Annotated in this window: 34 protein-coding genes and 1 riboswitch; of the genes, 24 read left to right on the top strand and 10 right to left on the bottom strand. The window is 45.5% G+C overall.

Annotated elements, in window-relative coordinates:
• Position 1 precedes the first annotated feature (1 nt).
• The 11 genes from ACPW7J_RS13765 (at position 2) to ACPW7J_RS13715 (ending at position 6284) form a co-directional block, all read left to right on the top strand.
• Positions 2-1153, top strand: coding sequence for a baseplate J/gp47 family protein (locus ACPW7J_RS13765; RefSeq protein ID WP_425755508.1), 1152 nt, complete (start codon positions 2-4; stop codon positions 1151-1153).
• An 8-nt stretch (positions 1154-1161) separates the two neighbouring features.
• Positions 1162-1743 (top strand): putative phage tail protein, encoded by a 582-nt coding sequence (locus ACPW7J_RS13760; RefSeq protein ID WP_425755506.1) that lies wholly within the window; start codon positions 1162-1164, stop codon positions 1741-1743.
• Positions 1744-2529 carry a hypothetical protein gene (locus ACPW7J_RS13755; protein WP_425755504.1) on the top strand — a complete coding sequence of 262 codons (786 nt, stop codon included), beginning with the start codon at positions 1744-1746 and terminating at the stop codon, positions 2527-2529.
• Positions 2526-3797 (top strand): hypothetical protein, encoded by a 1272-nt coding sequence (locus ACPW7J_RS13750; RefSeq protein WP_425755502.1) that lies wholly within the window; start codon positions 2526-2528, stop codon positions 3795-3797. Before ACPW7J_RS13755 ends, ACPW7J_RS13750 begins: the two co-directional genes overlap by 4 nt.
• A gap of 5 nt (positions 3798-3802) precedes the next feature.
• Positions 3803-4120, top strand: coding sequence for a hypothetical protein (locus ACPW7J_RS13745; protein WP_425755500.1), 318 nt, complete (start codon positions 3803-3805; stop codon positions 4118-4120).
• On the top strand, positions 4110-4517 hold the full coding sequence (locus tag ACPW7J_RS13740; RefSeq protein WP_425755498.1) for a carbohydrate-binding protein: 408 nt from the start codon (positions 4110-4112) through the stop codon (positions 4515-4517). The genes ACPW7J_RS13745 and ACPW7J_RS13740 overlap by 11 nt, the downstream gene beginning before the upstream one ends.
• 8 nt (positions 4518-4525) lie before the next feature.
• On the top strand, positions 4526-4768 hold the full coding sequence (locus tag ACPW7J_RS13735; RefSeq protein ID WP_425755496.1) for a hypothetical protein: 243 nt from the start codon (positions 4526-4528) through the stop codon (positions 4766-4768).
• A complete protein-coding gene (locus tag ACPW7J_RS13730; protein WP_425755086.1) occupies positions 4761-4958 on the top strand; it encodes a holin in 198 nt (65 codons plus the stop codon). Before ACPW7J_RS13735 ends, ACPW7J_RS13730 begins: the two co-directional genes overlap by 8 nt.
• 1 nt (position 4959) lies before the next feature.
• Positions 4960-5532: an N-acetylmuramoyl-L-alanine amidase gene (locus ACPW7J_RS13725; protein ID WP_425755494.1), complete on the top strand. Its 573-nt coding sequence runs from the start codon at positions 4960-4962 to the stop codon at positions 5530-5532.
• 171 nt (positions 5533-5703) lie between these two features.
• On the top strand, positions 5704-6156 hold the full coding sequence (locus tag ACPW7J_RS13720) for a hypothetical protein (protein WP_425755492.1): 453 nt from the start codon (positions 5704-5706) through the stop codon (positions 6154-6156).
• Positions 6102-6284, top strand: a complete 183-nt coding sequence (locus ACPW7J_RS13715; RefSeq protein ID WP_425755490.1) for a hypothetical protein — start codon at positions 6102-6104, stop codon at positions 6282-6284. The genes ACPW7J_RS13720 and ACPW7J_RS13715 overlap by 55 nt, the downstream gene beginning before the upstream one ends.
• A 121-nt stretch (positions 6285-6405) precedes the next feature.
• Here the strand turns inward: ACPW7J_RS13715 and ACPW7J_RS13710 are convergent, their stop codons facing one another.
• Positions 6406-7635: an ATP-binding protein gene (locus tag ACPW7J_RS13710; RefSeq protein ID WP_425755488.1), complete on the bottom strand. Its 1230-nt coding sequence runs from the start codon at positions 7633-7635 to the stop codon at positions 6406-6408.
• A 323-nt stretch (positions 7636-7958) separates the two neighbouring features.
• On the opposite strand from ACPW7J_RS13710, the gene ACPW7J_RS13705 reads away from it, so the two are divergent.
• Genes ACPW7J_RS13705 through ACPW7J_RS13690 form a run of 4 tightly spaced genes read left to right on the top strand, consistent with a single transcriptional unit; the run spans position 7959 to position 10650 of the window.
• Positions 7959-8396, top strand: a complete 438-nt coding sequence (locus ACPW7J_RS13705; protein ID WP_425755486.1) for a LytTR family DNA-binding domain-containing protein — start codon at positions 7959-7961, stop codon at positions 8394-8396.
• Positions 8397-8408: 12 nt separating this feature from the next.
• Positions 8409-8843 (top strand): hypothetical protein, encoded by a 435-nt coding sequence (locus ACPW7J_RS13700; protein ID WP_425755484.1) that lies wholly within the window; start codon positions 8409-8411, stop codon positions 8841-8843.
• Positions 8840-9757: an ABC transporter ATP-binding protein gene (locus tag ACPW7J_RS13695; protein WP_425755482.1), complete on the top strand. Its 918-nt coding sequence runs from the start codon at positions 8840-8842 to the stop codon at positions 9755-9757. Before ACPW7J_RS13700 ends, ACPW7J_RS13695 begins: the two co-directional genes overlap by 4 nt.
• Positions 9754-10650, top strand: coding sequence for an ABC transporter permease (locus tag ACPW7J_RS13690; RefSeq protein WP_425755480.1), 897 nt, complete (start codon positions 9754-9756; stop codon positions 10648-10650). The genes ACPW7J_RS13695 and ACPW7J_RS13690 overlap by 4 nt, the downstream gene beginning before the upstream one ends.
• A gap of 28 nt (positions 10651-10678) precedes the next feature.
• Here the strand turns inward: ACPW7J_RS13690 and ACPW7J_RS13685 are convergent, their stop codons facing one another.
• The 3 genes from ACPW7J_RS13685 to ACPW7J_RS13675 form a co-directional block, all read right to left on the bottom strand.
• Complete coding sequence (locus ACPW7J_RS13685) at positions 10679-11563, bottom strand: SPL family radical SAM protein (protein WP_425755479.1); 885 nt, start codon at positions 11561-11563, stop codon at positions 10679-10681.
• Positions 11564-11581: 18 nt separating this feature from the next.
• Complete coding sequence (locus tag ACPW7J_RS13680) at positions 11582-11854, bottom strand: zinc ribbon domain-containing protein (RefSeq protein ID WP_425755477.1); 273 nt, start codon at positions 11852-11854, stop codon at positions 11582-11584.
• A gap of 79 nt (positions 11855-11933) precedes the next feature.
• Positions 11934-12830 (bottom strand): helix-turn-helix transcriptional regulator, encoded by an 897-nt coding sequence (locus ACPW7J_RS13675; protein ID WP_425755475.1) that lies wholly within the window; start codon positions 12828-12830, stop codon positions 11934-11936.
• Between the two features lie 221 nt (positions 12831-13051).
• Here ACPW7J_RS13675 and ACPW7J_RS13670 point away from each other — a divergent pair, with 221 nt between their 5' ends.
• From ACPW7J_RS13670 to ACPW7J_RS13640, 7 genes are all read left to right on the top strand, one after another.
• On the top strand, positions 13052-13546 hold the full coding sequence (locus tag ACPW7J_RS13670) for an NUDIX domain-containing protein (protein ID WP_425755473.1): 495 nt from the start codon (positions 13052-13054) through the stop codon (positions 13544-13546).
• 65 nt (positions 13547-13611) lie between these two features.
• Positions 13612-14586, top strand: a complete 975-nt coding sequence (locus ACPW7J_RS13665; RefSeq protein ID WP_161874678.1) for a glycosyl hydrolase family 18 protein — start codon at positions 13612-13614, stop codon at positions 14584-14586.
• Positions 14587-14773: 187 nt separating this feature from the next.
• Positions 14774-15901: a helix-turn-helix domain-containing protein gene (locus ACPW7J_RS13660; RefSeq protein WP_425755470.1), complete on the top strand. Its 1128-nt coding sequence runs from the start codon at positions 14774-14776 to the stop codon at positions 15899-15901.
• A complete protein-coding gene (locus tag ACPW7J_RS13655; protein WP_161874680.1) occupies positions 15898-16098 on the top strand; it encodes a PLDc N-terminal domain-containing protein in 201 nt (66 codons plus the stop codon). The genes ACPW7J_RS13660 and ACPW7J_RS13655 overlap by 4 nt, the downstream gene beginning before the upstream one ends.
• Positions 16098-17000 (top strand): ATP-binding cassette domain-containing protein, encoded by a 903-nt coding sequence (locus tag ACPW7J_RS13650; protein ID WP_425755468.1) that lies wholly within the window; start codon positions 16098-16100, stop codon positions 16998-17000. The genes ACPW7J_RS13655 and ACPW7J_RS13650 overlap by 1 nt, the downstream gene beginning before the upstream one ends.
• The gene (locus tag ACPW7J_RS13645) at positions 16997-17767 is read left to right on the top strand and encodes a hypothetical protein (protein ID WP_425755466.1); all 771 of its coding nucleotides are present in this window, start codon (positions 16997-16999) and stop codon (positions 17765-17767) included. The genes ACPW7J_RS13650 and ACPW7J_RS13645 overlap by 4 nt, the downstream gene beginning before the upstream one ends.
• 100 nt (positions 17768-17867) lie before the next feature.
• Positions 17868-18500 carry a GH25 family lysozyme gene (locus tag ACPW7J_RS13640; protein WP_425755464.1) on the top strand — a complete coding sequence of 211 codons (633 nt, stop codon included), beginning with the start codon at positions 17868-17870 and terminating at the stop codon, positions 18498-18500.
• 449 nt (positions 18501-18949) lie between these two features.
• On the opposite strand, the gene ACPW7J_RS13635 is transcribed toward ACPW7J_RS13640, so the two are convergent.
• Positions 18950-20191 (bottom strand): IS256 family transposase, encoded by a 1242-nt coding sequence (locus tag ACPW7J_RS13635; protein ID WP_425755462.1) that lies wholly within the window; start codon positions 20189-20191, stop codon positions 18950-18952.
• A gap of 89 nt (positions 20192-20280) precedes the next feature.
• Between ACPW7J_RS13635 and dgt the strand changes: the two genes are divergently transcribed.
• The gene (gene dgt / locus ACPW7J_RS13630; RefSeq protein WP_425755460.1) at positions 20281-21645 is read left to right on the top strand and encodes a dGTP triphosphohydrolase; all 1365 of its coding nucleotides are present in this window, start codon (positions 20281-20283) and stop codon (positions 21643-21645) included.
• Complete coding sequence (locus ACPW7J_RS13625; RefSeq protein ID WP_425757529.1) at positions 21645-21722, top strand: hypothetical protein; 78 nt, start codon at positions 21645-21647, stop codon at positions 21720-21722. Before dgt ends, ACPW7J_RS13625 begins: the two co-directional genes overlap by 1 nt.
• 134 nt (positions 21723-21856) lie before the next feature.
• On the opposite strand, the gene ACPW7J_RS13620 is transcribed toward ACPW7J_RS13625, so the two are convergent.
• The 5 genes from ACPW7J_RS13620 to pyrF form a co-directional block, all read right to left on the bottom strand.
• Positions 21857-23062, bottom strand: coding sequence for an MFS transporter (locus ACPW7J_RS13620; protein WP_425755458.1), 1206 nt, complete (start codon positions 23060-23062; stop codon positions 21857-21859).
• A 96-nt stretch (positions 23063-23158) separates the two neighbouring features.
• A riboswitch (FMN riboswitch) is annotated at positions 23159-23267 on the bottom strand.
• A 20-nt stretch (positions 23268-23287) separates the two neighbouring features.
• The gene (locus tag ACPW7J_RS13615; protein WP_161874693.1) at positions 23288-23704 is read right to left on the bottom strand and encodes an aspartate carbamoyltransferase regulatory subunit; all 417 of its coding nucleotides are present in this window, start codon (positions 23702-23704) and stop codon (positions 23288-23290) included.
• A gap of 49 nt (positions 23705-23753) precedes the next feature.
• On the bottom strand, positions 23754-24683 hold the full coding sequence (pyrB, locus tag ACPW7J_RS13610; RefSeq protein WP_161874694.1) for an aspartate carbamoyltransferase: 930 nt from the start codon (positions 24681-24683) through the stop codon (positions 23754-23756).
• Positions 24684-25322 (bottom strand): orotate phosphoribosyltransferase, encoded by a 639-nt coding sequence (gene pyrE, locus ACPW7J_RS13605; protein WP_161874695.1) that lies wholly within the window; start codon positions 25320-25322, stop codon positions 24684-24686.
• Between the two features lie 34 nt (positions 25323-25356).
• Entirely contained in the window at positions 25357-26055 is a 699-nt protein-coding gene (pyrF, locus tag ACPW7J_RS13600; RefSeq protein WP_425755455.1) for an orotidine-5'-phosphate decarboxylase, read from the bottom strand.
• Positions 26056-26060 lie beyond the last annotated feature (5 nt).

The raw sequence follows: 26060 nt of genomic DNA, 5'->3' as shown, positions 1-26060 counted from the left end.
GATGGCAGAAGAATGGAATATGCCGGAATTTCTGAACAGAGATTTTGAGGATATTATGGAAGAAATGGCAGCAGATCTGCCGCAGGACATTGATTTAAGTGAGGGAAGCCACTCGTACAATCTGCTGGCGCCAACCGCTATGCAGGAGGCGTATTTTACGCAGTATATCATGGCGGAAGCGGTAAAAAGAATTTTTCCGCGGCTCTGTGAGGGATACTCGGAATATGTGGATTATCACGCGGAGGTCAATGGAATTACGAGAAAGGCGGCGGCGCGGGCCGGAGCGGTGCTTGTGATTACTGGCGCGAAGGACACGGTGATTCCGGCGGGAACGGTGTTTTCTACCGCGGCTGTAGGCGACGCGCCGTCTGTTGCCTTTGTGTCTGTGGAGGAAGCGGTCATCGGAGAGACAGGAACGGCGCAGGTATTTGTCAAAGCGGAGGAGACCGGAAGCGGCGGCAATGTGGCAGCGGGAACGATCATTTTGCAGGATACGCCTTTGGATGGTATTTCTGCTGTGACAAACCCACAAGCAGCGTCAGGTGGAACTGACGAAGAAAGTGACGCGAGTCTCATTGAAAGAATAATGGAGTATGAGAAAATGCAGGGGCTTTCTTTTGTGGGAAATGACAGCGACTACAAACGCTGGGCAGAGGAGGTAGACGGTACGGGAACAGCAATTGTAGTGCCGCCGGAGGCGGATGACGATTCGGGAATCGTGACAATCGTGCTGACGGACAGTGAGGGAAACCCCGCGACGGAAACCCTTTGCCAGAAGGTCTACGATTATATCGTCAGTCCCAATGATCGCGATAAGAGAAAGGCGCCGGTAAACGGCGCGGCGCTGGTAGTGACGCCGCCTTCTATTATCGATCTGGTGATTGCCGCGCAGGTTACTTTGACGGAGGGCGCGGAGCTGGAGACTGTGAAGGCGGAGTTTATCCGAAATGTTTCGGCGTATATGGCGCAGGCGCCTGAGGACAGGGAGGTTCGCTACACGAGGATTGGCGCTATTCTGTCGCGCACCGAGGGAATTGCGGATTATGACGCGGCCACGCTGACGCTGAACGGTGGGACGGATAACATACCGGTGGCGGTCAACGCTTTTCCGAGGGTGGACAGTGGGCGTGTTACGCTGTCGGAAAGTGTATAGGTGGCAAGATGGAGTATTACAGCAGTGAACAGATTGAGGAAATTTTAAAAAGCGAGAAAGCGCGGGAAATTCTCGGCTGGTTTCCTCCAGTATACAGCGACGCTTATGTGTTTTTGTGGCTTTTGGAGGAGACGGGCGAGAGCATTGAGAGAATGCAGCAGTGGGCGGAGGAGTTTGCACAGCAGGTGATGCCGCAGTCTGCGACCTGGACGCTGCCGCTCTGGGAAGAACGGTATGGGATTCCATCGGGTGAAAAGCTGTCTCTTTCGCAGCGGCGGAATCAAATTATAAACAGGCGCAGAACGAGGGCGCCGATGCCGCCTGCTAAGATAGAAGCTATCATTACAAATCTGACAGGTGTTGCGACGAGGATTGAAGAAAATACGGGGAAGAACAAGTTTACGGTAGTATGCAAAGGCTATATTCCGCCGGAGATTATGAAGGCTGTGCGGCGGGAGCTGAACAAGCTGAAACCGTCTCATTTGATATACCAGATTATTTCTTCTATTTTTTATGATGCGAGCGCGATGCAGTATCAGGCAGCAGCTGCCGGTATATTAAAAATTTATGAAGTAAAGGAGGTGGCATAAATGGCGACATGGGTTAATTTTTGCAGAACGGAACAGGGGAAAGCGTTGGACGCTAAGCTGTTGGGCGGTGAAACGATGCTTTTGATTACAAAGGCGATGTCCGGCGCGGAGCGGGTGAATCCGGTGCTTTTGCCGTCATTGACAGAACTGCCGGCGCCGAAGCAGAAGCTGATGATTTCTGACAGGCTGACGGATGAGAGTGCAACACAGGTAACGCTGCCGGTTTTGCTGTCCAACGAGGGACTTGCACAGTCATATAAAATGCAGATGCTTGGGATTTATGCGCAGGATCCTGATTTGGGCGAGATTCTCTATATGGTGAGCCAGGTGTCTGGCGAGGAAGGGGAAGAAATTCCGGCAGAGACGGTGCAGCCTGCGTTTTCTGTACAGTGGAATCTTTGTCTGAAGGTATCGGACGCTGCCAGTATAACAGTGGAAGTGCCGCAGACGGGTCTTTTGACGGAAAGCACGGCGGATCGCAGATATGTAAAAACCGCGCAGATGCAGGAAGCTTTGGCAGGCAAAGCTTCAAAGCCAGTGACGGAGGTGACGGCGCTTGCCGCTGAGGCGTGGAATCAGGCAGATAAAATTTATAGTTTTGAGGAAGAATATCCGTCGGATGAGTATGATGTCGAAATGTGGCTGAACTCATCCGCAACAGATGAGCAAGCCGAAGCATATAATAACGCGCAGATAGAATCTGTATTTGGATCTAATGCTGCAAAATGCAGGGGGGATGTTCCAGCGATTGATATCCCGGTGATTTTAAAGGTGGTGAGAAAATGAGTTTAGTAGTTAATTCAGGTGGCGGCGGAGGTATCAAAATTGGAAATGCAGTGTCAATCAGCTTGAAAGCAGCTGAGGACATCGAGAAAAACACCTTGGTAGGGGCAAAAATTAGTTTGATAAGTGCAAAAGATCAAGGATACTTCATCCCCTACCACATACAAAGTATGCCTTGCAGGATTGATGACAATCATTTTATCCACGCTGGACACGGTTATAACAATATCACATGCTATGCCCAGGTATGCACTGTAGCAGATAACGGAGCTATTACAGGAGGCACAAAACTTCAACTGAATGCAAATTCACAAAACGCTATTCCCGGAATAAGGTTCGGTATGTCAGATAAACGATATCTGTATCAGGGGCTTATAGGTAATTCCACTAGCGAACAATTCGGACTATTGGGAATTGAAGATGATGGCGTTACGGTATCACTGAAAAGCCAGTGTGCCATGCAGCATTATTCGAATGCAATTGTGATACAACTGGATGAAAGAAGATTTTGCCGCATGTATGTTGATGTTGCGATCAATACTTTCAAAGCCGCCGTCTATAACATAGATAATGATGTAATATCGCTGGAAACAACGCACGACTTAAAATTGGATAGTGCGCTCAACGGGAAATCTCCTGATATTAATGCAACAAGGATTGATGATTACACATTCCTCGTCAAATATTCTCAGAACGATTTGAAATTTACAAAAGCTTTCGTAGCAAAGTATAACCCGGTATTAAAAGCGTGGTCCGACTACGAAACTTTAGTAATTTCAGCTACTTTGCAGGTATCGGGTTTAGATATTAATGTGGACGGGACTACGGTTTTAATCATTAACCGTAATGTTATTGGAGCAAAGCATTATGCTGTGGATATTGGCGCGGATTATACATTAACGCTGAGGATGTTAAGTGATATGCAAGAAACTACAGCGGGATGTACACCACTTTTGGGCAGAATTTTTATAGGATTTGATCGAACGGATCTTAGTTCTGACGCAGAAGCAATCTTGAAAATTTATCTGATGAGCAAAAACGGAATACTACCTATAGCGAAAAAACAATTAGCTCTGAAATATGAACGTTTCTCTAATGGGTTCATAAAATTATCGGAGGATACCTTTATAGGACATCCTTTCGGGAGTGACTACTTTTTCGGGGTGTTAAAGTTTGAAGTGAAGGAAAGCTGTGATAGTCTGATCCCTATCGGTATAACCAAGGATGGTGTTGGACAAGGTCAAGTTGGTCAAGTATTTATTAAGGAGTGAGTAAGATGTTTGTAATAACGAATGCAAATAATGTAGTGATAGCATACGGCAGAATGTTGGAATACAAGTCTAATGGATACCCGTGGCTTGTTAATGAAGATATCAGTTTTGTCCCAGAGCAGGTTGCAGTACATGAAATTGAATCTATGCCACAAGGAATCGCGGAAATTAAGTTTTGTTATACCGCAGAATCTGGGTTTTATGAAAATCCGGACTGGAAAGAACCAACAGATAACCCATATAACTTAACAGATGAACAGTATCGGGTAATTAAAGATCGGGTGATCGATGAGATCAGACAGGAGGTAGCAAATGTTGACTGATAGACAAAAAGAAATAGTAGGACTAATCAAAGGTACTTTGCCAACCGCATCCGATGAGGTTGCATTACAGCACGCAGACTGGTATCCAGTGTGGCGGTCGGACATCCACGTAAAACCTGGGGACAGGCTTACATACGATGGCGTACTGTATCGGTGTCTACAGGGTCATGACACGCAGGACACCTGGATGCCACCAGACAGTCCGAGCCTTTGGGCAAAGGTACTCATCCCAGATCCGGACGTTATCCCAGCGTGGGAGCACCCGGAAAGCACAAACGGATATGCAAAAGGTGACAAAGTGACACATCTCGACAAGGCATGGGAATCGCTGGTAGATAATAATATCTGGGAGCCGGGCGCAGTAGGAACTGAGAACCTGTGGCAACAATTAGAATAGGAGGAACTATGGACATATCATCAATCATTGTGGCGGGAATCGCCTTTGCCGGGACGGTATTTGGAAGTTATTTCGCTAATAATAAGACAACGGCTCTGGTTACATACCGGCTGGCGCAGCTTGAAGACAAGGTAAATAAGCATAATAACTTGATTGAGCGCATGACAGTCGTGGAAGGTTCACTTAACACAGCATGGAAACGGATTGACGAAATCCGGGAAGAACTTAAGGAGGTAGAAGAAAATGAGTAAGAAATGGTTTAAGGCAGCTGCAGTAAGAGCAGTAAAAACGATGGCGCAGGCAGCCATCGCTATGATTGGGACAAGCGCGGTACTGGAAGACGTGAGTTGGCAGGTAGTTGCCAGCGCGTCGGTACTGGCCGGGGTATTATCCTTGCTTACCAGCGTATCAGGACTGCCTGAGGTGGAAAAGGAGGCGTAGTATGGCTAAGAAACCGATTTTATTTTACTTATCAGCAGGTCACGGAGGCGGCGATCCGGGCGCGGTTAGCGGAAAGTTTGTAGAGGCGGATATGGCAAGGGCCGTTATGGACGCCTGTTACAAGGAATTGCTGGCACATAAAGGACGTACATACAAAGTGGCATACCCGGAAAAGGACTGCAGCGGCATGTCTCTGGCGGCCCACGTTGCAGATATGGCAAGGTATAAGGCAAAGGGATATAGAGTTGTGGCGATTGACGCGCACTTTAACGCTGGAGGCGGCGATGGCGATGAAGTGTGGGTATGGAAGGGCGTGGTTACAAAGAGCCGGTTAGGAAAGACGCTGGCAAATTTGATCATTGCCGAGCTGAAAAGGGCTGGTCAAAATACCAGAGGCGTCAAGTACACCAAAGACCTGTACTTTTTGAAGGGCGTAGGCGTGCCGGTTCTGGTGGAATACGGATTTGTAGATAACAAGACTGATCGGAAAGGCTTTGACACGAAGAAGGAACTGCAAAGCTACGGAAAGGCAACTGCAAGGGCGCTGATCAGGTATTGGGAAAAATATAGATGAGAGCATGAAAAAACCGAGTAAGGCAAGCTGTATCTTGCTTTGCTCGGTTTTTTAGGTATAAAAGTAGACGTATTATAAGAGTGTGATTTCTTCCCTGCAGCTGCCGCCTCGCGCAGAGTCAGCCTGAACAGCAATGGTGCTTCCTGCATTTGCGCGGATGACCCATTTCACATGTTTATGGCAAGGCTTGTGGGGCGCCATGATGTAGTTGGTATCCCGCAGGTCTGCTTCGCGCTGGCGGCGGCATTCACGGCCTTTACCCAGACCCTTGGCGGGGTATGTTCCATGCATTATTATCGCTGTGTACTGGACGATGTGAATATTTTGCAGCGAATTTCGTCATTCAGCTTGCCCATTGGCATTCTCTGTCCGTTTCTTCTGCCGTTTATCCTGCAGAAGGTGGATAAAAAGTATATGCTGATCGGCGGGTTTGTCATCAGTATGATGAAACCCTTGATGATTGCGGTGCTTGGGCAGGACATTACGGTCAATACAGCAGTAGTGCTGATTCTCATTTCTCGAATCGGAACCTCCTTTTTTGGATCTGCTGTCTTTGCCTGGATTCCGGAATGTGTGGATTTTACCACCTGGAAGGAATTATCAGAATCAACGGCATTTATTTGATGGCGGGACTCTGTATCGCGCTGCTTCCGATACTTATGTTTCCGATTACAAGGCAAAAAGGTGATGAAATCAGGGCACAGCTTTTGGCGAGAGAAGCGCAGCAGACAGCAAAAGATAATACGCTGTGAGAAAATGACTGCCCGCACTGACAACGGAGTTTGCCAACGTGCAGAAGTAGTGTAGTGAAATGAAAAAGCCCCTATAAGCAGTAGTGCTTGCTGCTCATAGGGGTTCTTATTTTGTTCGGATTCAGGATAGCAGCCAATCGATCAGGTACAGGGACTTGATACCGTCATAGGAATTGATATAGCTTCTATCCATGGATAATATGATTTTTTCGTAGTTGTCAGGAATCATGCGCAGTGGTCTGAGTTCCCGTTCACGAGTTTCCGGTGACTGCATACTTTCCGTTACTTGGATATATAATTTGTCGTTTGGCTTTTCGGCGATAAAATCGACTTCCGTTTCTCCAACTTTGCCGATATATACACGATAGTCGCGGCGAATCAGTTCTAAAAATACGATGTTTTCGATAATGTGTCCTCGATCTGTATCGCGGTAGCCAAGCAGCATATTGTGGAAACCCATATCAATGATATAGTTTTTGCCCAACGTTTTTAGAAGCTGTTTGCCTTTTACATCATATCTTCCAACGGAGTAAAAGATAAACGCGCTGTGCAGCATGGAAATGTATTTATCTACCGTCTTGCCTGCGAGATTTTTCTTTTTGCCGGTCTGTATATTGCCTTCATTGGACAGGACGTTACCGATGCTGTTGGGCGAAGTGATACTGCCGATATTGGAGCAAAGGAACAGCACGATTTTTTGAAGTATTCCCTGATCTGCCTGATTGTTGCGCTGGAGAATATCACGCAGTACGACTGTAGAATAAATGCCTTCGAGCGCCTGGTTGATTCTTGTTTCGTTAAATTGATATTCCCGTAGAACTGGCATTCCGCCGAACTGCAGGTATCTTTGAAATTTTTCTTCTATCGTGACCGATGGACCAAATTCATAAAAATCCAAAAACTCCTTAAACGACAGCGGCAGCATGGAGATTTCTACATATCTGCCGGAAAGCAGCGTAGAAAATTCTGTGGAAAGCAGGTAGGCGTTAGAACCGGTGATATAGATATCTACATCAAAGTCGAGACGAAAAGACTCGATCGCTTTTTCCCAATGCTCCACGACCTGCAGTTCGTCAAATATCAGATAGGTTTTTCCGTTTTTCGGAAGCAGCTTGCTGATATAGTCATAGAAGGCGAGATAGTCAGTAAGATTACGATAGCGAAGAGACTCTAAGTTCATATGAATAATATTGCTGTCAGCCACGCCGCTATCGGATAAATATTGATGAAACAAATCCAGTAAAGATGACTTACCGCATCTGCGAATACCGGTGACAATTTTGACCAGATCTACATCCCTATGCTGAATAAGTTGATTTAAATACGCAGGACGATTAATAAGTTCAGCCATGACATACCTCCTAGTTTTCTTCTTTATATTATACTTAAAATTTTCAAAAGGTCAATAGTTTCGGACTTGTAAGTATGAAACTTTTTAAAAAGTAAAGTTTTATACGATAAATACTGAAACTTTTGAGAGAACTGTGTGGTTGGAACAACACTTTCATGAGGATATTTTTCGCAAATTTTACATTTTAATGAGCGAATCTTTCTCTATGGACGGCATTTTAATGAGCGAATTACCACTTACGCGCACTTTTTTACCACTTAGTGGGCAGAGGATTTACTTGTAAAGCCCGGCATGGTAAGATAAAACATAAGGGAGGTGGAAATGTGCGAGTTATCATTGAAGAAATCAGCAAGGATGATGAGGAAGAACTGATTCTCAGATGTCATTCCATCAGCGGAGAGCTGGCGAAGCGGGTTCGGCAGATGGAAACTATGCAGGCGGGTCTTACGGCATATCGGAATGGAGAAATTCATCGCCTTGCTTTTGATGATGTGTACTACTTTGAAGTGGTGGACGGAAAATCCTTTTTCTACTGTGAGGACTGCGTCTATGAAAGCAGAATGAAGCTGTACGAGTTTGAGCAGCTCTGTCAGGACACCGGTTTCTTTCGGGCTTCCAAATCCATGGTGCTCAACGCCGATAAAATTGACTTTATTTCCCCCTCTTTTTCGGGCAGATTTGAAACGGTGCTCTTGAACGGAGAGAAAGTGGTCGTGTCAAGACAGTATGTAAATGTACTAAAGAAGAAAATGGGATTATAGGAGGCGGAGAGTATGAATATACGTGAATTGATGCGCATGATAGTGCTGCAGTTTTTTATCTGTTACACCTGTACCATGGCGGCAACTTTGTTTTTCTGCGGGTTTAACCAGCCGCCGGTTACAACGCTGGAAATTTCTTATCTGTGGCAGGCGGGAATTTTTTCTGTCTTCGCGGTGTTACCGGGCGCGGTATACTACGCGCGGGAGGAACTGACCCAAAAGCAGTGGCGGCAGCGAACGGTGGTGCACACCGTTTTGTTGGAAGTTGTGCTGATGACAGCGGGATACCTGATTCATATGTATGAGGGGGTCTTAGGCGCGGTATTCTTCTTTGTGACGGTTTTGATTATTGACTGTCTGGTGCGGGGACTGACCTATCTGGGCGATCAAAAGGTGGCTGCCGCAATCAATGCGGAACTGAAAGAGAAAAGGGAGGAAAAGAGATGAAGTATATCATTGAAATTGAACATCTGCATAAAAGCTTTGGCGAAGTGAAAGCGGTGCAGGATCTGAGCTTTCATGTGAAAGAAGGGGAACTGTTCGCCTTTCTGGGTGTAAACGGCGCAGGCAAGAGTACGACGATTTCTATTTTGTGTGGGCAGCTTGCGGGGGACAGCGGAACGGTGACGGTCGACGGCAGAAATATTGACGGCAGCATGGCGCATGTGAAGCAGGAACTGGGCGTGGTATTTCAGAATTGTGTGCTGGACAAAGCGCTTTCCGTCCGGGATAATCTGAAAAGCCGGGCTGCGCTTTATGGAATCACAGGTAAAGCTTTTGAAACGCGGCTTTCTGAGCTTGCGAAGCTGCTGGATTTTGAAAAGATTTTGAAACGGACGGTGGGAAAGCTATCCGGTGGACAGCGGCGGCGCATCGATATCGCCAGAGCCCTTTTGCACAAGCCGAGCATTTTGATATTGGATGAACCGACGACGGGGCTTGACCCGCAGACCAGAAAGCTGCTCTGGGACGTGGTTCGGGAGCTTCGGCGCAAAGAAAACATGACCGTGTTTTTGACGACCCATTACATGGAGGAAGCGGCAGACGCAGATTATGTGGTGATTTTGGACAGTGGAAAAATTGCCGCGGAGGGAACGCCGTTGGCGCTTAAAAATGCCTATACCGGTGACTTTATTACGATGTACGGCGCTTCTGAGGAAGAAGTTTCCCAGCTTGGCGCGCCTTATGAAAAAGTGCCGGGCGGCTACCGGCTTTCGGTACCTGACACGGCAGCGGCGACTTCCTATATTGTGGCGCAGCCGTCTCTTTTTACCGATTATGAAATTACCAAGGGGAAAATGGATGATGTATTTCTTGCGGTGACTGGCAAGGCTTTACAAGAAGGAGGGGAAGAAAAATGAAGGGATTACCTGCGTTAGTATGGAGAAACACAAAGCTGTTTTTTAAGGATAAGGGGATGTTTTTTACCTCGCTGATTACGCCCTTGATTCTGCTTGTTCTGTTTGTGACGTTTCTGGGCAACGTTTATCGGGACAGTTTGGATATGACGGTAGCGGATGTACCGGGTGTGAGCGAACTTCCGGAAAGTTTGGTAGAAGGTTTTGTGGGCGGTTGGCTATTTTCCTCTTTGCTGGCGGTTTGCTGTGTCACCGTGGCGTTCTGTGCCAATATGCTGATGGTACAGGATAAGGTGACAGGCGCCAGGACGGATTTGACGATGGCGCCGGTGGGTCGGGGCTGTCTTGCTATGGGATACTATATTTCCACGGCAATTTCTACACTGATCATTTGCTTTATTGCGCTGGGCGCGTGCTTTGTTTATTTGGGGAAAATGGGATGGTATTTGTCGGAGGAAGATATGATACTGACCTGTCTGGATGTGATGCTTTTGACCATGTTCGGTACGGCGCTTTCCTCGGTAGTGAATCATTTCCTTTCGACCCAGGGACAGATTTCCGCGGTCGGCACTATCGTCAGCGCGGGATATGGATTCATCTGCGGCGCTTATATGCCGATTTCTCAGTTTTCAGAAGGGATTCAGACTTTCATTTCATTTTTGCCGGGCACTTACGGCACGGCTCTTTTGCACAGTCATTTGATGCGGGGAACCTATGAGGCTATGGAAGATGTATTGCCGGTGCAGGCTGTAGATGGTTTGCGGGGCGCGTTTGACAGCGATCTGGTCTTCCAGGGACATACGGTGACAGAGCCGGAAATGTATCTGGTGCTTGGCGGCGCTGTGGTGATTCTGATCGGCGTGTATGTAGCGCTGGGGAAGATGAAAAGGGCGTAACAGAAAGGTCGGACTATATTTTCATCAACTATTTTTCGACTAGATCCCAAAGACATAATTGTCTGGTAAGGTTTTTTTCTTCAAAGGTTTGCAGGTATTGAAAGATCTGCTGGTTGTTGTGAACGAGGTTGCCAGCGCTGCATTTTTGATGAAACAGCCTCATCAGGCGATTGTTATCAGGACTTTCAATTACATATTGATTTCCGTAAGTCTGGATGTATCTTTCCTTTAACTGAGGAAATTGGCGGTCTAATTGTTTGTAGAAATATTCCCTGTTTCCTTCGCGAAGTGTCAGACCCATACCGAAACAAATGACGCCATAAACCTTGGCTTCTATGCACATATCTAGAATTCCGGAAATATTATCTTCGGTATCGTTGATGAAAGGCAAAATGGGGGATAGCCACACGACGGTGGGTATCCCCGCGTCCCGAAGCGTCTTTAAGGTCTCGAAGCGCTCTTTTGTCGTGCTCACATTGGGTTCGATCTTTCTGCACAGGGCTTCATCGAAAGTCGTCAGGGTCATCTGGACGACACATTTTGTCTTTTCATTTATTTTCTGCAAAAGGTCCAAATCGCGTAAGACGCGGGCTGATTTTGTGATAACGGTAAATCCAAAGCCCTGCGTATAGATTAAACGCAAAGCTTTTCTGACGTTTCCAATTTCTGTTTCCAGGGGAATGTATGGATCTGTCATAGAGCCTGTACCGATCATACATTTTTTTCGTTTACGTGTAAGAGCATCCTCTAATAGTTCAATAGCGTTTTCTTTGACTTCAATATCTTCAAAGATATGCTCCATATGGTAGCATTTGCTTCGGGAATCGCAGTAAATGCACCCGTGGGAGCAGCCGCGGTATAAGTTCATCCCGTTTTTTGAAGATAAGATTCCTTTTGCTTTCACAAAGTGCATTTCTTTAATCCCTTCTCGTTATTTTTTCCAGCGTTTTAATGTAGGAAACCATTCCAGCATGATCTTTTTCGCCTCATCCTTCGTCATATCCGGATTTGAGGCAACCATATGCGGTACGCATATCTCAGCCATTTCTTCCATTGTTCCGTTAAAAGTAAATTTGCCGTTTTCGAAACAATATTTACAGTATTCTTCATTTTTGCTTCCGTCTGTGTTTGTTCCGAGCAGTTGATCTGTATCCCCCATAGGCATACCGCAGCACTGACAAAAGCTTTGATTCATCTCATTCATTTTCTTTTTCCTCCGTTTTTTAATATGTTTCATGCTTGAGCATGAATCTAATATAGCACAAATACCTTGACGTCTTATGTCAGGTTTTATTTTTTTCATATATCAATTTTGCTTGTTCTGCTACGATGTTTCTCAGATAAACTGGTGAAAGGATTTCTACCTGTGATCCAAAGGACAGCAGAAAGCCGATTAGCCATTGGTCTTCAGGCATTTTGGCGGAAACGAGCAGATCTCCGTTTTCCTGGCGTTGTATTTGTGTTTCATCAAAGTCATCATATATGCGGTAGGCTACTTCTTCGGGGAAGGGAAGTGTGATCTGTTGATATTTTCCCAGGGAGGGCTCTGCTGGTTGCGGAAGGGAGCGAGGCAGAAAGCTTTTGTCCAAAACTGTTAAATCTAAAATACGATTTAATTTGAAGGTGCGCCAGTCCTGCTTCTCTGTACAGAACGCCAGCAAATACCATGCTTTTGCCTTGTACAGAAGCTTGTACGGCTCCACAATTCTTTCGCTGATGCTTTTATAAGAACTTGCATAATGGATTTTAATCTGCTTGCAATGAATGATTGCTGATTTCAGCAGTTCAAATTTTCTATTGTCAGCGTTCTCGCTTCCCCATCTGGAAAAATCTACTTCCAGCCAGTTCTCTGAGCCCAGCTGAAATATGGCGGAAAGCTTTTGTAATGTCTGGCTGCTGCTGATATTCTGTGCAATGTTTATGCTTTGCAATGCGGTTAGAATTTCTTGCTTTTCTTCCTTTGATAAGACTGCCTTGTCCAAAACAAAACCATGCAGAAAACGAATCCCGCCGTTTCTGCCTGCTTCCGCATAAACAGGAATGCCGGCATCGCTTAAAGCATCGATATCTCTATAGATGGTTCTGACTGATACTTCGAATTTTTTCGCTAATTCCGGGGCAGTAGTATGTCCCTTATCGAGAAGATGATATATAATCTTAAATAGTCTGCTTTCCTTCATCGTGTCTCCTTTCTCAGCGATCAATCAAGGCTTAGAACTTGACATGATATGTCAAGAATTATTATATCCTTTTTAAATCGCGATATCAACCTTCCAAGGGTGCAGAGTTTTTATGCAGTCTATGATTTGTGGAGAAAGTTTCGATATAGTTTTAACTTTTTTTGTTGCGCTTGCCGCAAGTGGGATATAAGATATAAGAAACAGATCTGATGGAGGCGAACATGAATCCGGATACGAAATTGAGAAATATGACGGCAATTTATATCAGTTGGGGCAGTGAAATGCTGATGCTCTATCGCATTGGCTCGCGGGTAGTAGAGCCATCCTGGTGTGGGATCGGAGGCCACTTTGAACAGACGGAGCTAAATGACCCGAAGGCCTGTGTGCTGAGGGAGCTTTTTGAGGAGATCAATCTTGGCGAGAATGATCTTGAAAATTTGCAGCTTCGCTATGTGACCTTAAGATTGAAAAAGGGGGAGATTCGTCAAAATTACTATTACTTCGCTACGCTGCGAGAGGATGTGGAGTTGACTATGGAATCCGAGGAGGGACGAGTCTGCTGGATACCTTTTGATGAATTATTGGAAAAGGAAATGCCGTTAACAGCGAAACAAATGCTACGTCACTACATGTCTGTAGGACGTTTTAATGATAAGCTTTACAGCGGAAGTACACAGGAGAATGACATGGTATTCGCTGAGCTGCGGGAGTTTTAGCAGCGAAGGTTCTATAGCTGATATCCCTTCATACTATATAATATGTAAATATATGGAGGGGTCTTATGAAAAGTATTGTGGTAAGCGGTTATGCATATCCGACAATTGAGCCTTGGGTGTTGGATGCATGGCTGCCGGATTTGACATTTTTATGTAATTTCAGTTACGGCATCACGGCAGAGGGCGGCGTTATCGATTTGGAGGATCAGGTTTTGACAGACAAGGCCAATGCTGCGGGGGTACGTCCTTTGATGGTTCTGACGCCGCTGGACAGTGAGGGCCGGTTCAACGATGTGGTGGCAGGACAGCTTTTGGGAAACCCTCAGTCACGAACCACGTTGATTGCCAATATTGGGCAGACTATACGAACAAAGGGTTTATCCGGTGTGGATTTTGATTTTGAATATATACCGGCACAGTACAGGCAGGCTTATGTGGATTTGGTGCGGGAAGCAAAAGAGACGCTGGGGCCGGAGGGATACTTCGTCACGGTAGCAGTAGCGCCGAAAACGTCAGCCAGTCAGGCGGGAACTTTGTATGAAGGACATGACTATGCGGGTATGGGGCAAGTCGCGGATTATGTATTGGTAATGACTTATGAGTGGGGGTATACGTACGGCCCGCCCATGGCGGTTTCCCCTATCAATCAAGTTCGGAGGGTGTTAGACTATGCGGTTACGGAAATCCCGCGGGAAAAGCTTTTGATGGGAATGCCTAACTATGGCTATGACTGGATGCTGCCGTTTATCAGAGGGGAATCCAGAGCGCAGAAATTATCAAGTGAGGAGGCTTTCTGGCGTTCGGAATACTATGGCGTTCCCGTAACCTATGATCAGCTGTCTCAGGCCCCGTATTATTCTTATGTGGATCCATCAGGCAGAACGCATGTGGTATGGTATGAGGATGCGCGGAGCATTCGGGCAAAGCTGGCTCTGGTAGAAGAATACGATTTAGCCGGGGTTGGATATTGGAATATCATGAACTATTTTCCGGCCAACGCGGAGATTCTAAATGAAATGTACACCATACAGAAATTATAGGAGAGGAATTACAGTAGGCGAAAAGGTGCTTTGAGAAATCAAGCATCTTTTTTAGTGTAAAAGACAGGATAGTGAAGTGACGGCAGGCTAAAAGTTTCTCGATGGTTGATTTATTCTCGCGTAATATCGTACAGGTCTATTGAGCATGTTGTGCGGGCCGGATATAATAATGACAGGAGGTGGAAGGATGCACATTTTAACTTTTTCGGAAAATATTACTTGCCTGCGCAGGGAGCGGGGCATGACACAGGAACAGCTGGCTGATTTTCTGGGTGTAACCAAGGCGTCGGTATCTAAATGGGAAACAAAGCAGTCTTTGCCTGATATCCTGATGCTACCCAAGCTGGCGGCTTTCTTTGACGTAACAATTGATCAGCTGTTGGGATATGAGCCGCAGCTTAGTAAGGAACAGATTCAGCGAATCTATGAGGAATTGGCGGAGGCCTTCGCGCGGCGGGAAGACTTTGAGCAGATTATGTGCAGAAGCGGGGAGATGGTGAAGCAATACTATAATTGTTATCTCTTTTTATTCTATATAGGATCGCTGTGGCTGAATCATTTTATGTTGGCCGAGAACAAAGAGCGGCAGACAGAAATCCTTGAGGACGCCATTGCGCTCTTTGATCATATTATTTGTCAGTGCAGGGAAATGAGCCTTTGCAGCGACGCTTTGCTGATGCGCGCTACGGCTCTGCTGCAGTTGGAAAGGGCAGAGGATGTCATAGAAACGTTGGAAGAAACATTGAATCCGTACCGCTTAGCTGTACAAAGCGATAGTCTTTTGATTCAGGCATATCAGATGGTCGGAAAGACGGATGAAGCGGACAGCTTTGCCCAGGTAAGCATGTATATACATCTGATTGTATTGATGTCCGACGCGATTTACCGTATGTCATTGAGGCAGAACGACCGGGCTATTTGTCTGGAAACCATCAGACGTATGGATAATCTTTTGGAAAACTGGAATAAGGAGATGATGCACCCCAGCGAAGCCGTATATCATATACAGGCAGCTGTTATCTATATGCATCATTCTATGCGTGAAGAGGCGCTGGATCGCTTAGAACGTTATGTAAAGTGTATTGGTGATTGCGAAGAAAAGGAATTTCGGCTTTGCGGTGACAGCTATTTTGATAAGCTAGGGGATTGGATTGATGACCTGATGCAAAAGGGCCGCGCGCCGCGGAGCAAAGAAGTAATTTTGGAAAGCGCTATGCAGATTTTTGAACATCCGGTTTTTGAGCCTGTTCGAAAGGACCCGCGATTTTTAGCGATAAAGCGCTTATTAGAGGCGAAAGGAGGGGATAAAAGATGAGCTTGCGAGAACTAATGCCGTTTCTCATTCCTCTTGCAATTGCAGAGATCGCATTGTTGGCCTTTACTTTGCGGCATATATTAACTCACGACAGATATAAAAGGGGAAATCGGACCATTTGGGTAATTATAACGATTGTTGGCATGGAATTTATCGGTCCGGCGCTGTATTTTTTGTTGGGTAAGGAGGATAGCTGATGAATGTACTGGAGCTCCGCGGCGTTTCAAAGAACTTTGGCGCAAAAAACGTGTTGAATGATTTGTGCTTTAATGTTCCGGAAAATAGCATCTTTGGATTTATTGGAGAAAATGGAGCGGGGAAGACAACCACCATGAAATTGATTTTGGGTCTGATGAAGCCTGACAGCGGCGAAATTCGCGTGCAGGGTGAAAGGGTTTCCTTTGGCAGCAGTTCAACCAATCGAAACATAGGATATTTGCCCGATGTACCGGAATTTTATGATTTTCTGACGCCGGCAGAGTATTTGAATCTCTGCGGAAAGATATCCGGCATGGCAAAGGAGGAACGAAATCGGAGAGTAGAGGAAGTACTCACGCTGGTGGGACTATCGGGAGAGAACAAACGTGTTCATGGATTTTCCAGAGGTATGAAACAGCGGCTTGGAATTGCGCAGGCGCTGCTTTCGCGGCCGAAGCTGCTGATTTGCGATGAGCCCACATCTGCCCTTGACCCGGCAGGTAGACGTGAAATTCTAGATATTCTGGCAAACGTCAAATCTCAGACGACGATTTTATTTTCAACACATATCTTATCTGACGTGGAACGAATCTGCGATGAGGTTGGGGTTCTTCACAATGGGACCCTTGCCTTTCAGGGAACCATGAAGCAAATCAGGAAGATGAGGAGCGGAACTGGAATAGAAGTAGAGTTTAGTACAGAAACGGAGACCTTGCGATTTGCGGCGGCGTATCCTGAGACCAGAAGGACAGGCAGCTGCAAATTGATTTTTGATCATAAGAAGGAAAAGGATATGCCCTCCGTTTTGACTGCGTTAGCGGAAAGCGGACTTATGATTTGCCGTGTGGAGCTGCAGGAACCTGCTTTGGAAGATTTATTTATGGAGGTGATGAAAAAATGACGGCGCTGCGAGCATTTACAGAAAAAGAGTTTTTGTGGACAGTACGAACTGGCAAATTGATGTTTTTGATGATTCTCTTTGTTTTCTTTGGCGTTATGAATCCTGCCATTGCTAAAATGACCCCGTGGCTGATGGAAACGCTGGCGGAAAGTCTGGCTGACAGTGGGCTTCAGGTAGCAGACACAACCGTGAATGCGCTGACCTCCTGGAATCAGTTTTGCAAGAATATTCCTATGGCTATGATCGTGTTTCTATTGCTCTTTTCTGGGATATTGACAAGCGAATATGAAAGAGGTACGCTGACCGTTATGTTTGCTAAGGGCTTGGCGCGCTGGAAAGTTCTCGGGGCAAAAGGGATAATTATGGGAGTTTTCTGGACGGCAGGCTATGGGCTGTGTTTTGCTGTCACATGGGGTTATAACCGCTTTTTCTGGAATGACGATAGCGCGGCGCACGTGCTTGTTTGCGGCGGATGTTATTATTTACTGGGACTATGGCTGATAACATTGATTCTACTCACGTCTGTGATTTTCAAAACAGGCGGAGCTGTTCTTGCGGCTGCAGTTTGCGGATTTGCGTCGGTGTATTTGTTGGGCTTTCTTCCAGCCATCAAAGAATATCTGCCGGGGTTTTTATTTAACGCCCAGGCTTTACTGACTTCCGCAGCAGAACCGGCAGATTTTGTGCCTGTGATTTTGACAACCCTCGCTATCAGTGTTTTCAATATGGCTCTGGCGCTTGGCATGTTTACACGGCGGCAGGTGTAATTGTACCAACATATTGGCACGCTAAAACCATCGGCGGCATACATTGAAAGAGCCAGTGAATTTTCCATCCTACATAACAGAAAGAAAGGATGGAGATGTTATGTCAAGAACCAGAATGAAGGGAATAGATGTTTCTTATTGGCAGGGAATGCCTGCAGGATTCAGATACCGTAGATTTAAAGAGGGCGGATGGGATTTTATCATTGCCCGCATCGGATATGCGGAGGATGGCAGACTGCAGTTTGACAGCACCTTTGAGCACAATTACAGAATGTGCAGAGAACACGGACTGAAGGTCGGCGCGTATTTTTACAGCAATGCGCGGAATGCTCGGCAGGGAAGGGCGGAGGCCCGATATGTGCTTAGGCTTTTGAGAAGGCGCAGGCTGGATTTGCCAGTTTGGATCGATATGGAAGATGAGGAGACTTCGGGTAGGGCAACAAGACGTCAGCTTAGCGCTGCATGCAGAGCGTTTTGCAGAACCATGCGCAGAGGAGGTTATCAGGCGGGCGTATATGCTTCTACCAGTTGGTTTGAACGCAAGATAGGGTGGCTTGGAAGACTGCCGAAATGGGTTGCCCAGTATGACGACCATGTCACCTATCGAGGCAGATATGATATGTGGCAGTATACAGATAACGCTAGAGTTCCGGGATTTACCGGCGGTCGAGATGCGAACAGAGCGTATACAACGTTCAGACCTATCCGGCGGAGGATTCGTCGTATGTGGTAAATAAAATTCTGAAATCGCTTCCATCCGTGAAAGGGTGGAAGCGAAAATTTTTTGTTTGTTTTGGGTGAAAGCAAAAATTCGTGTAGAATTTTGACAGTTATTACAGAGATAATGTTGCAGGCGCTATGATTCAAATGGTTGCAGAATATGTAGAAGAACGGTTACAGTGATATATTAAAGTTATAAATTAGGACAAATCTATCATTTCTGCATGATGAACAATGTTGCAAATTATATAAAAATAGTTTATAATAATAAACAATAAAATATGAGGTGATAAGATATGGGAGACTGTGAAAAAAAGTCTGTAAATTACCTTCTATGGTAATTTGAAACTATGAAACCTTTGAAATTTCAATAGTTCTTAGTTGAAAATAATATAATACATGTTTTTAGCCATGTCAAGGACTCCTTTCTCTGAAGGAGTCCTTGCATGCTTTTATTTTGTATTAAACAGGAAAACGATCCCCATACATGATGGAAAATTCTCCATAAACTTTACCCCAGTTTCTTAAAGACTGTGTCCATTTCTTCGTTGCTTGTAAGGTTGCAAGATACAGTGATTTCAATAGTGCCTTGTCGTTTGGGAATACTGTGCGCTGCCGATTCAATTTCTTGTAGGTACTGTTCAGACTTTCGATGGCATTCGTCGTATAAATCACCTTTCTCACATCTATAGAGAATTTGAAGATGGGCGTTAATACATCCCAGTTCTTCTCCCAGATCTTCATCGCGTTTGGATATTTATCATTCCACTTTTCTGTTACAATTTGCAATGCTTCATATCCTTGTTTCTCATCCGGTGCCAGATAGATTGATTTCAAATCTCCGGCAAAAGCTTTCATATCTTTGTAGGACACATATTTCAGCGTATTGCGTATTTGGTGTACAATGCATCTTTGATACTCCGTATCCGGATAGGCTGCTTGAATTGCTTCTTTGATCCCGCTAAGTCCATCTGCACAGATGACCATGATATCCTTGACTCCTCGATTTTTTAGGCTGTTTAGTACACCTAGCCAGTATTTGCTGCTCTCATTCTCTCCAATTTCAAGATGAATGACATCTTTCATCCCGTCCAGAGTATATCCTAAGATTACATAAGCTGCCAGTTTTCTAATCTGATTATCTTCCCTGACTGAAAAATGTACCGCATCAATGAAAATGATTGGGTAGATTTCGTCTAGAGGGCGTTTCTGCCAGTCATCAATTTCCTGCAGAATCTTATCTGTTACATCAGAGATAAAACCTTCACTACATTCGAATCCATAGATTTCTTCAATCTGTTCTGAGATTTGTCTTGTGGTAAGCCCTCTTGCATACATGCTGATGATTTTCTGATCAATCTCAGAGATATCCTTTTGACGCTTTTTTACTACCTGTGGTTCGAACGTACTGTTCCTGTCTTGTGGTACACTGATTTCAAACTCTCCATAGTTACTGCGTACTTTTTTAGATTTTGTACCATTGCGGTAATTATCGCTGTCACTGCGTTCATAGTTACCGTAGCCGAGATGTTCATCCATTTCAGCTTCCATCATGGATTTGATGGTGCCACCTAATAGGTCTTTTAAGGCCTCCTGAATATCATCTGCTGTTTCGATGTCGTATTCTTCCAGTAATGCTGCAATGATGTTCTTTTTTCCTTCTGTCAGTGGTTTTACCTTGTATACTTCCTTTTTCTTTGCCATTTTAAAAAGCCTCCTATGATAATTTGATTTTACCATAGAAGGCCTTTTTCTTTTACCTATTTACAGACTTTTTTTCACAGTCTTAGATATTGGAATGGAAGAAACTACTGTCTACAGAAAAACTAACTCCTGAAAATTCTGAGCCTAAAGTGTTTTCTGATTATCCGATAAATGAATTTGAAAAGGACTACAATAAAATTGTCTCCAGTGCTGCGTTCCGCAGACTTCAAGATAAAACACAAGTATTTCCTTTAGACAAAAGCGATTTCGTAAGAACTCGTCTTACACATTCGATAGAAGTTTCTACAATTGCCAGACAACTGGGAATTATGATTTCTAAAAATACGACTCGCTATTGTCCCAGTGATATTGATAATGAAGACGCAGAAGGAATTGCATCCGTTCTTCTTTGCGCAGGTCTTCTTCACGATTTAGGAAATCCCCCATTTGGTCATTTTGGTGAGGTAATAATCGGTGATTGGTTTAAGGAGCATTTAGATAGTATTCAATACGAAGATGCTTCATTGCGTACATGGTTAAGCGAACAAATGACAGCCGACCTGGAAAATTTTGAAGGTAACGCACAGGCATTAAGAATTTTATTAAAAGCTAAGAATAATTCCGAAATAAACCTATCTTTCGCAATCATTAGTACATTAGTAAAATATCCTACAGATGCGCTATCTTATTCTAAAAATGATCCTGATATAAAAAAGCATAAACTTGGATATTATGTGGCGGAACAAGATGAATTTTTACATATCTCCGAAAATATCGGCACATATGATGGATCTGGACAGATGCATCGACATCCTTTAACCTTTTTACTTGAGGCTGCTGATGATATTGCCTATGCTACAGCTGACTTGGAAGACGCGTTTAAGAAACGACTGTTTTCTCTGGACTCATTTATTGAATTCTTCCGGAATTCCTATAATCATGAGGATGTTATTCCATTTGGAAATCCAGCATATTATTCTAATATCTTAATTCAAGAGCTATGTGAACTGAGGGGAGAAGAACATACGCTGGATAGAGATAGTCAAGCATTTCAAACCTGGCTGGATCATACACGCCGCTGGCTCATGTATGTTGCAGTATATAGTTTTTCCAGGAATTATCGAGAAATCATGAACGGCACATACAGAGAAGATCTATTTACCGAAACAAATCACTCCATAACGATAGAAATACTAAAAGGTGCAATGAGTAGATTTGCCTTTGATGATTCTAATATTCTGAAATTAGAATTATCTGCGCAAACAATATTATCTTTTCTATTAGACAAGTTTGTTCATGCGGTTTTGTATAGTGACTACCAAGATAAAGAAAAGGGTTTTATTCCATCCAAGGCGGATAAAAAGTATCTTTCTATATTTTCTGACAATTATAAACGAGATTATAAAAACATGAAAACAGGAGATGAGGGTATGACTTGTATTTACGGTTATTAATGGTAACTGATTATATAAGCGGAATGACAGATTCTTATGCCCGCGACCTTTACAGAGAATTGAGTGGGATTGAATAGAACAATTCTATAAGAACAGCAGCCAGAGAAATATCTTTGGCTGCTGTTTACGTTTCAAGAAAGGATCTAAAGCAGTTCATTGTCGTATGCGTTTTTAGGATTCCAATGAATTTTTTTACTAATTAAATAAAAACTTATTTTCCTCCAAACCGCTTTGCCGTCGGTATGATACACGCCATAACCACAAACGCCATTGCCAGCGCGACTAGATATAACGTGGTTCCGGAGAAAGCGGAAACCAGCAGGGCGGAAAGGAATTGGCCCGCAAACATGGCCATGGTGCAAAAACTGATGTGGATGCCTTTGTTCTGTGGCGTACTCTTGCTGACGACCAGGCTGTTAAACAGCGGCGTGGAAAAGCCGAAGCCTACACCAGTAAAAAGAGCGCCCAGCCACAGAAGTACCGGGGAAGCGCCGGACAGCAGGTACATGGTAAAGGCTGTGCCGTAACCGCAGAACGCGATGGTCAGGCAGCCTTTTTCCTGTACTTTTTTCACCACAGTGGGCATGAAACCTGCGCAGAGAACGGAAACTAAGTCTAGCGCTGCCAGAAAATAGCCCGTAAAAGCGGGGCTATAGCCTAAACCTGTCTGCAGATAAATAGGTAGAGACACCATGGCGGTAAAAAACATGAGCATGCCTAAAAAAGCGATGAACAGAACGAGAGAAATGGGTACGCCTTTTTGGAACGCGGCGGGCGCAGGCTCGCCAGTCTGTGAAGTTTTAGAATTCAACCCTCCAGAATGCCCATGACAGTTGTCATCACAGCTGTTTGCAGGACCGCACTTCGGCACAAAGAGCAGAATCATCAGCAGGGCAACGAACCCCAGTCCGTAAATAGAAAAAGCATATTTCCAGGAAATATCCGACAGCATGCCGCTAACACTGAGAAAAATGACACCGCCGAATTCCATGGACATGCCTTGCAGCGCGATGATTTTCAGCTGTTTTTCTCCTTCGAAGAAGTTTGCAATCAGTGCAACGCCGGCGCTCATAATAGCTGCAGTAGCAGTGCCGAGCAGAAAGCGGTCGAGAAATAACAGGGTAGCATTTGGCATGAAACCTCCAATGACGCCCAAAAGACCGTAGAAAAAAATGCCGATGACGGCGATGCCGTACGGACCTTTTTTGTCGATGAGCCTGCCAAAAAAGATCGCGGTAGCAACAACGCCCAGGGCAGGGGCGGTCACCAGCCAGGAAACGTAGCTGCCCAGATGATACACTTCTCCCAGGGCTGGCAGCGCCGGCGTCAGGGCAGTGCCGACCATTACAGTGAGGCTGCTGAGCAGCATGATAGCTGCAATGCCCATTTTGCCGATTGATTTTTGATTTATGTGCATGTGAACCTCCTTACACAATGAAAAAAGCACTCGCTGTGGCAGTGAGTGCTTTTCGTTTGAACTTCTTTTGCATGGACACGAAAAGAAAACACTCGCTGTTTTCTTCTCTCATCCAGACTTGACTGTTGGCTTCGGACTTGCACCGAATTGGCTTGCGCTCGCGGGCTGTACCGCCAGTAGGAATATTCCATTCTAGAAGAATTTGTGATCGCTTATAGGATAAACTTATTTATTCTCTGCATCGCAGTACACGCATCTGTAGACCTGCTTTTCTTTGTCTACCAGCTTGAATTTGTGTACGATTTCCTGTTCAATGGAAGTGATGCATCTCGGGTTTTTGCACTTGATCACGCCGGTCAGGGTTTCCGGCAGTTCCAGGTGTTTCTTTTCGAACAGTTTTCCGTCTTTTACGATGTTGACTGTAATGTTGTCGTCTACATAGCCCAGGACGTCAAAATCCAGGTCGATCAGCTGGTCGATTTTGATGATATCCTTTTTGCCGTATTTGGAGCTATCCGCGTTCTGAATGACCGCAACGCAGTTATCCAGTTTATCCAGTCTGAGCAGTTCGTAGATCTGCATGCTTTTGCCTGCTTTGATATGATCCAGTACGATACCGGTGCTTACGCCATCTATATTCATAAGTAATTCCTCTCTTTCCTTTTCTAATCAATTTATATAAGGTTTTTCTTTACGCTTCTCTTTTGATTCCCAGTAAGTACAAAATCAATGCCATTCTGATGTGCTTGCCGCACAGCGCCTGGAAGAAGTAAGCCGCTCTCGGGTCGTCGTCGACTTCCACGGAGATTTCGTTGACTCTTGGCAGCGGGTGCATGATGGTCAGATCTTCCTTTGCAGCCTGCAGTTTTTCCAGATCCAGAATATAGCTGTCTTTGAGTCTGATGTAGTCTTCTTCATTGAAGAAACGTTCTCTCTGGACACGGGTCATGTACAGGATATCCAGTTCTTCCATAGCGTCTTCCAGTCTTTCAACTTCCTTCCACTTCGCGCCTGCTTTGTCCATGGATTCCTTTACGTAGTCAGGGACCTGCAGTTCGTGCGGGGAAATGAGCACAAAGCTGACATTTTCGTAACGCAGCATCGCTTCGATGAGGGAGTGAACGGTTCTGCCGAATTTCAGGTCGCCGCAGAGACCTACGGTCATGTTGCCCAGTCTGCCTTTCTTTCTCTTGATGGTGAGAAGGTCGGTCAGGGTCTGAGTCGGATGGAAGTGGCCGCCGTCGCCGCCGTTGATGATTGGTACGGTGGTTCTCTGGGCAGCTACGATCGGCGCGCCTTCTTTCGGATGACGCATTGCGATGATGTCGGCGTAGCAGCCTACGGTTCTGATGGTATCGCTGACGCTTTCACCCTTTGCCGCGGAGCTGGAACTTGCTTCAGAGAATCCCAGCACGCTGCCGCCCAGTTCCAGCATTGCGGCCTCAAAGCTGAGTCTGGTTCTGGTGCTCGGCTCAAAGAACAGGGTCGCCAGTTTTTTGTGAGCGCAGATGTCCTCGTAAGCGGCATGATTTGCTACGATGTCATCGGCAACCGCAATTAAATCGTCGATTTCTTCTACCGTGAAATCCGTAATGTTGATCAGGTTTTTGATTTCGTTCATTTACTTGTCTCCCTTCATCCAACCCTCGTCAGAAGGATTGTCTCTAAACTGCAAAATTCTTTCTTTATCTTCTGCCTTGATATAGCCTGTGTCAGCAGCGACTTCTACCAAAGCGTCAAGGTCACATAAGCTTACATTCTTTACGTTATGTTCTGCAAATCTGTCCAGTCCCTTTTTCATACCGTAGGTGAAAATGCTGGCAATCCCCAGAACATCAGCGCCTGCAGCGCGAAGAACTTCTACTGTGTCTACTGCGGAGCCGCCTGTGGAAACAAGGTCTTCCACGACAACGACTTTCTGACCCGGAATGAGCTTCCCTTCAATCTGGTTGGTTCTTCCGTGATCCTTGGCGGAACCTCTGACATAACCCATAGGCATGTTCATCAGGTGGCCGACGATGGCGGCGTGGGCGATGCCTGCGGTACTGGTGCCCATGACAACTTCACACTCTGGAAAGTGCTCTTTGATGGTGGCAACCAGTCCTTCTTCTACCTTAATTCTTACCTCGGGAGCCGTCAAAGTCAGTCTGTTGTCACAGTAAATCGGACTTTTGATACCGCTTGCCCAGGTAAAAGGTTCTTCCGGTCTTAAGAAAACTGCCTCGATGGACAGAAGACCTTTTGCGATTTCTGTTTTCATAAAAGTTCCTCCAATCTATATGATAAAATTGTAATTAACCGATGAATTCTCTGCAGACTCTTTCGTAGGCAGCAACTGGATCGTCTGCCTTGGTAATTGGACGGCCTACAACGATGTAGTCGCTGCCCAGTTCCTTTGCTTTTTCCGGTGTGGTGACTCTGACCTGGTCGCCCTTGTCGCCGTCGGCAAAGCGCACGCCCGGGGTAACGGTGAGAAAGCTTTCTCCGCATGTTTCATGGATTTTTCCTGCTTCCAGCGGAGAGCAGACAACGCCGTCCAGTCCTGCGTCTTTGGCGTTTTGTGCGTATTTGGTTACGACTTCGTCAAGAGGCGCGTCGATGAGCAGTTCCTGCTGCATCCGCTCCTGACTGGTAGAGGTCAGCTGGGTTACTGCGATGAGCAGTGGCCGGCTGCCGTCTTCTCTGGTCAGACCGCGCAAGGCGGCTTCCATCATGTCTTTGGTGCCCGCCGCGTGCAGGTTGCACATGTCCACGTCCAGCTTTGAAAGGGCTGCCATGGCTTTTTCTACTGTGTTTGGAATGTCATGGAGCTTCAGATCCAGAAAAATCTGATGCCCTCTTGCTTTGATTTCTTTTACAATGGCAGGACCTTCGCTGTAGAATAGCTCCATGCCGATTTTTACATAAGGCTTTCTGCCCGTAAATTTGTCTAAAAACGCAAGTGTGGCTTCCTTGGATGGAAAGTCACAGGCGATGATAACGTCTTTACCCATAATCA

The sequence above is a fragment of the Ihubacter sp. rT4E-8 genome, from assembly GCF_049852125.1.
Classification (GTDB): Bacteria; Bacillota; Clostridia; order Peptostreptococcales; family Anaerovoracaceae; genus Senimuribacter.
Note: the sequence above shows the minus strand (reverse complement) of the source record. Positions and strands in the feature narration are given on the sequence as shown.

Excerpts from the sequence above, each read along its gene's own strand:
- ACPW7J_RS13680 (WP_425755477.1), bottom strand. The coding sequence starts at position 11,854 with ATGAATGAGATGAATCAAAGCTTTTGTCAGTGCTGCGGTATGCCTATG.
- ACPW7J_RS13745 (WP_425755500.1), top strand. The coding sequence starts at position 3,803 with ATGTTTGTAATAACGAATGCAAATAATGTAGTGATAGCATACGGCAGA.
- pyrE (WP_161874695.1), bottom strand. The coding sequence starts at position 25,322 with ATGAAAACAGAAATCGCAAAAGGTCTTCTGTCCATCGAGGCAGTTTTC.
- pyrB (WP_161874694.1), bottom strand. The coding sequence starts at position 24,683 with ATGAACGAAATCAAAAACCTGATCAACATTACGGATTTCACGGTAGAA.
- ACPW7J_RS13625 (WP_425757529.1), top strand. The coding sequence starts at position 21,645 with ATGGTAACTGATTATATAAGCGGAATGACAGATTCTTATGCCCGCGAC.
- ACPW7J_RS13690 (WP_425755480.1), top strand. The coding sequence starts at position 9,754 with ATGAAGGGATTACCTGCGTTAGTATGGAGAAACACAAAGCTGTTTTTT.
- ACPW7J_RS13730 (WP_425755086.1), top strand. The coding sequence starts at position 4,761 with ATGAGTAAGAAATGGTTTAAGGCAGCTGCAGTAAGAGCAGTAAAAACG.
- ACPW7J_RS13710 (WP_425755488.1), bottom strand. The coding sequence starts at position 7,635 with ATGGCTGAACTTATTAATCGTCCTGCGTATTTAAATCAACTTATTCAG.
- ACPW7J_RS13685 (WP_425755479.1), bottom strand. The coding sequence starts at position 11,563 with ATGCACTTTGTGAAAGCAAAAGGAATCTTATCTTCAAAAAACGGGATG.
- ACPW7J_RS13755 (WP_425755504.1), top strand. The coding sequence starts at position 1,744 with ATGGCGACATGGGTTAATTTTTGCAGAACGGAACAGGGGAAAGCGTTG.
- ACPW7J_RS13665 (WP_161874678.1), top strand. The coding sequence starts at position 13,612 with ATGAAAAGTATTGTGGTAAGCGGTTATGCATATCCGACAATTGAGCCT.
- pyrF (WP_425755455.1), bottom strand. The coding sequence starts at position 26,055 with ATGGGTAAAGACGTTATCATCGCCTGTGACTTTCCATCCAAGGAAGCC.
- ACPW7J_RS13620 (WP_425755458.1), bottom strand. The coding sequence starts at position 23,062 with ATGCACATAAATCAAAAATCAATCGGCAAAATGGGCATTGCAGCTATC.
- ACPW7J_RS13740 (WP_425755498.1), top strand. The coding sequence starts at position 4,110 with ATGTTGACTGATAGACAAAAAGAAATAGTAGGACTAATCAAAGGTACT.
- ACPW7J_RS13660 (WP_425755470.1), top strand. The coding sequence starts at position 14,774 with ATGCACATTTTAACTTTTTCGGAAAATATTACTTGCCTGCGCAGGGAG.
- ACPW7J_RS13670 (WP_425755473.1), top strand. The coding sequence starts at position 13,052 with ATGAATCCGGATACGAAATTGAGAAATATGACGGCAATTTATATCAGT.
- ACPW7J_RS13655 (WP_161874680.1), top strand. The coding sequence starts at position 15,898 with ATGAGCTTGCGAGAACTAATGCCGTTTCTCATTCCTCTTGCAATTGCA.
- ACPW7J_RS13765 (WP_425755508.1), top strand. The coding sequence starts at position 2 with ATGGCAGAAGAATGGAATATGCCGGAATTTCTGAACAGAGATTTTGAG.
- ACPW7J_RS13725 (WP_425755494.1), top strand. The coding sequence starts at position 4,960 with ATGGCTAAGAAACCGATTTTATTTTACTTATCAGCAGGTCACGGAGGC.
- ACPW7J_RS13640 (WP_425755464.1), top strand. The coding sequence starts at position 17,868 with ATGTCAAGAACCAGAATGAAGGGAATAGATGTTTCTTATTGGCAGGGA.
- ACPW7J_RS13695 (WP_425755482.1), top strand. The coding sequence starts at position 8,840 with ATGAAGTATATCATTGAAATTGAACATCTGCATAAAAGCTTTGGCGAA.
- ACPW7J_RS13750 (WP_425755502.1), top strand. The coding sequence starts at position 2,526 with ATGAGTTTAGTAGTTAATTCAGGTGGCGGCGGAGGTATCAAAATTGGA.
- ACPW7J_RS13615 (WP_161874693.1), bottom strand. The coding sequence starts at position 23,704 with ATGAATATAGATGGCGTAAGCACCGGTATCGTACTGGATCATATCAAA.
- ACPW7J_RS13650 (WP_425755468.1), top strand. The coding sequence starts at position 16,098 with ATGAATGTACTGGAGCTCCGCGGCGTTTCAAAGAACTTTGGCGCAAAA.
- ACPW7J_RS13720 (WP_425755492.1), top strand. The coding sequence starts at position 5,704 with ATGTTTATGGCAAGGCTTGTGGGGCGCCATGATGTAGTTGGTATCCCG.
- ACPW7J_RS13735 (WP_425755496.1), top strand. The coding sequence starts at position 4,526 with ATGGACATATCATCAATCATTGTGGCGGGAATCGCCTTTGCCGGGACG.
- ACPW7J_RS13715 (WP_425755490.1), top strand. The coding sequence starts at position 6,102 with ATGTGTGGATTTTACCACCTGGAAGGAATTATCAGAATCAACGGCATT.
- ACPW7J_RS13645 (WP_425755466.1), top strand. The coding sequence starts at position 16,997 with ATGACGGCGCTGCGAGCATTTACAGAAAAAGAGTTTTTGTGGACAGTA.
- ACPW7J_RS13675 (WP_425755475.1), bottom strand. The coding sequence starts at position 12,830 with ATGAAGGAAAGCAGACTATTTAAGATTATATATCATCTTCTCGATAAG.
- ACPW7J_RS13700 (WP_425755484.1), top strand. The coding sequence starts at position 8,409 with ATGAATATACGTGAATTGATGCGCATGATAGTGCTGCAGTTTTTTATC.
- ACPW7J_RS13635 (WP_425755462.1), bottom strand. The coding sequence starts at position 20,191 with ATGGCAAAGAAAAAGGAAGTATACAAGGTAAAACCACTGACAGAAGGA.
- ACPW7J_RS13760 (WP_425755506.1), top strand. The coding sequence starts at position 1,162 with ATGGAGTATTACAGCAGTGAACAGATTGAGGAAATTTTAAAAAGCGAG.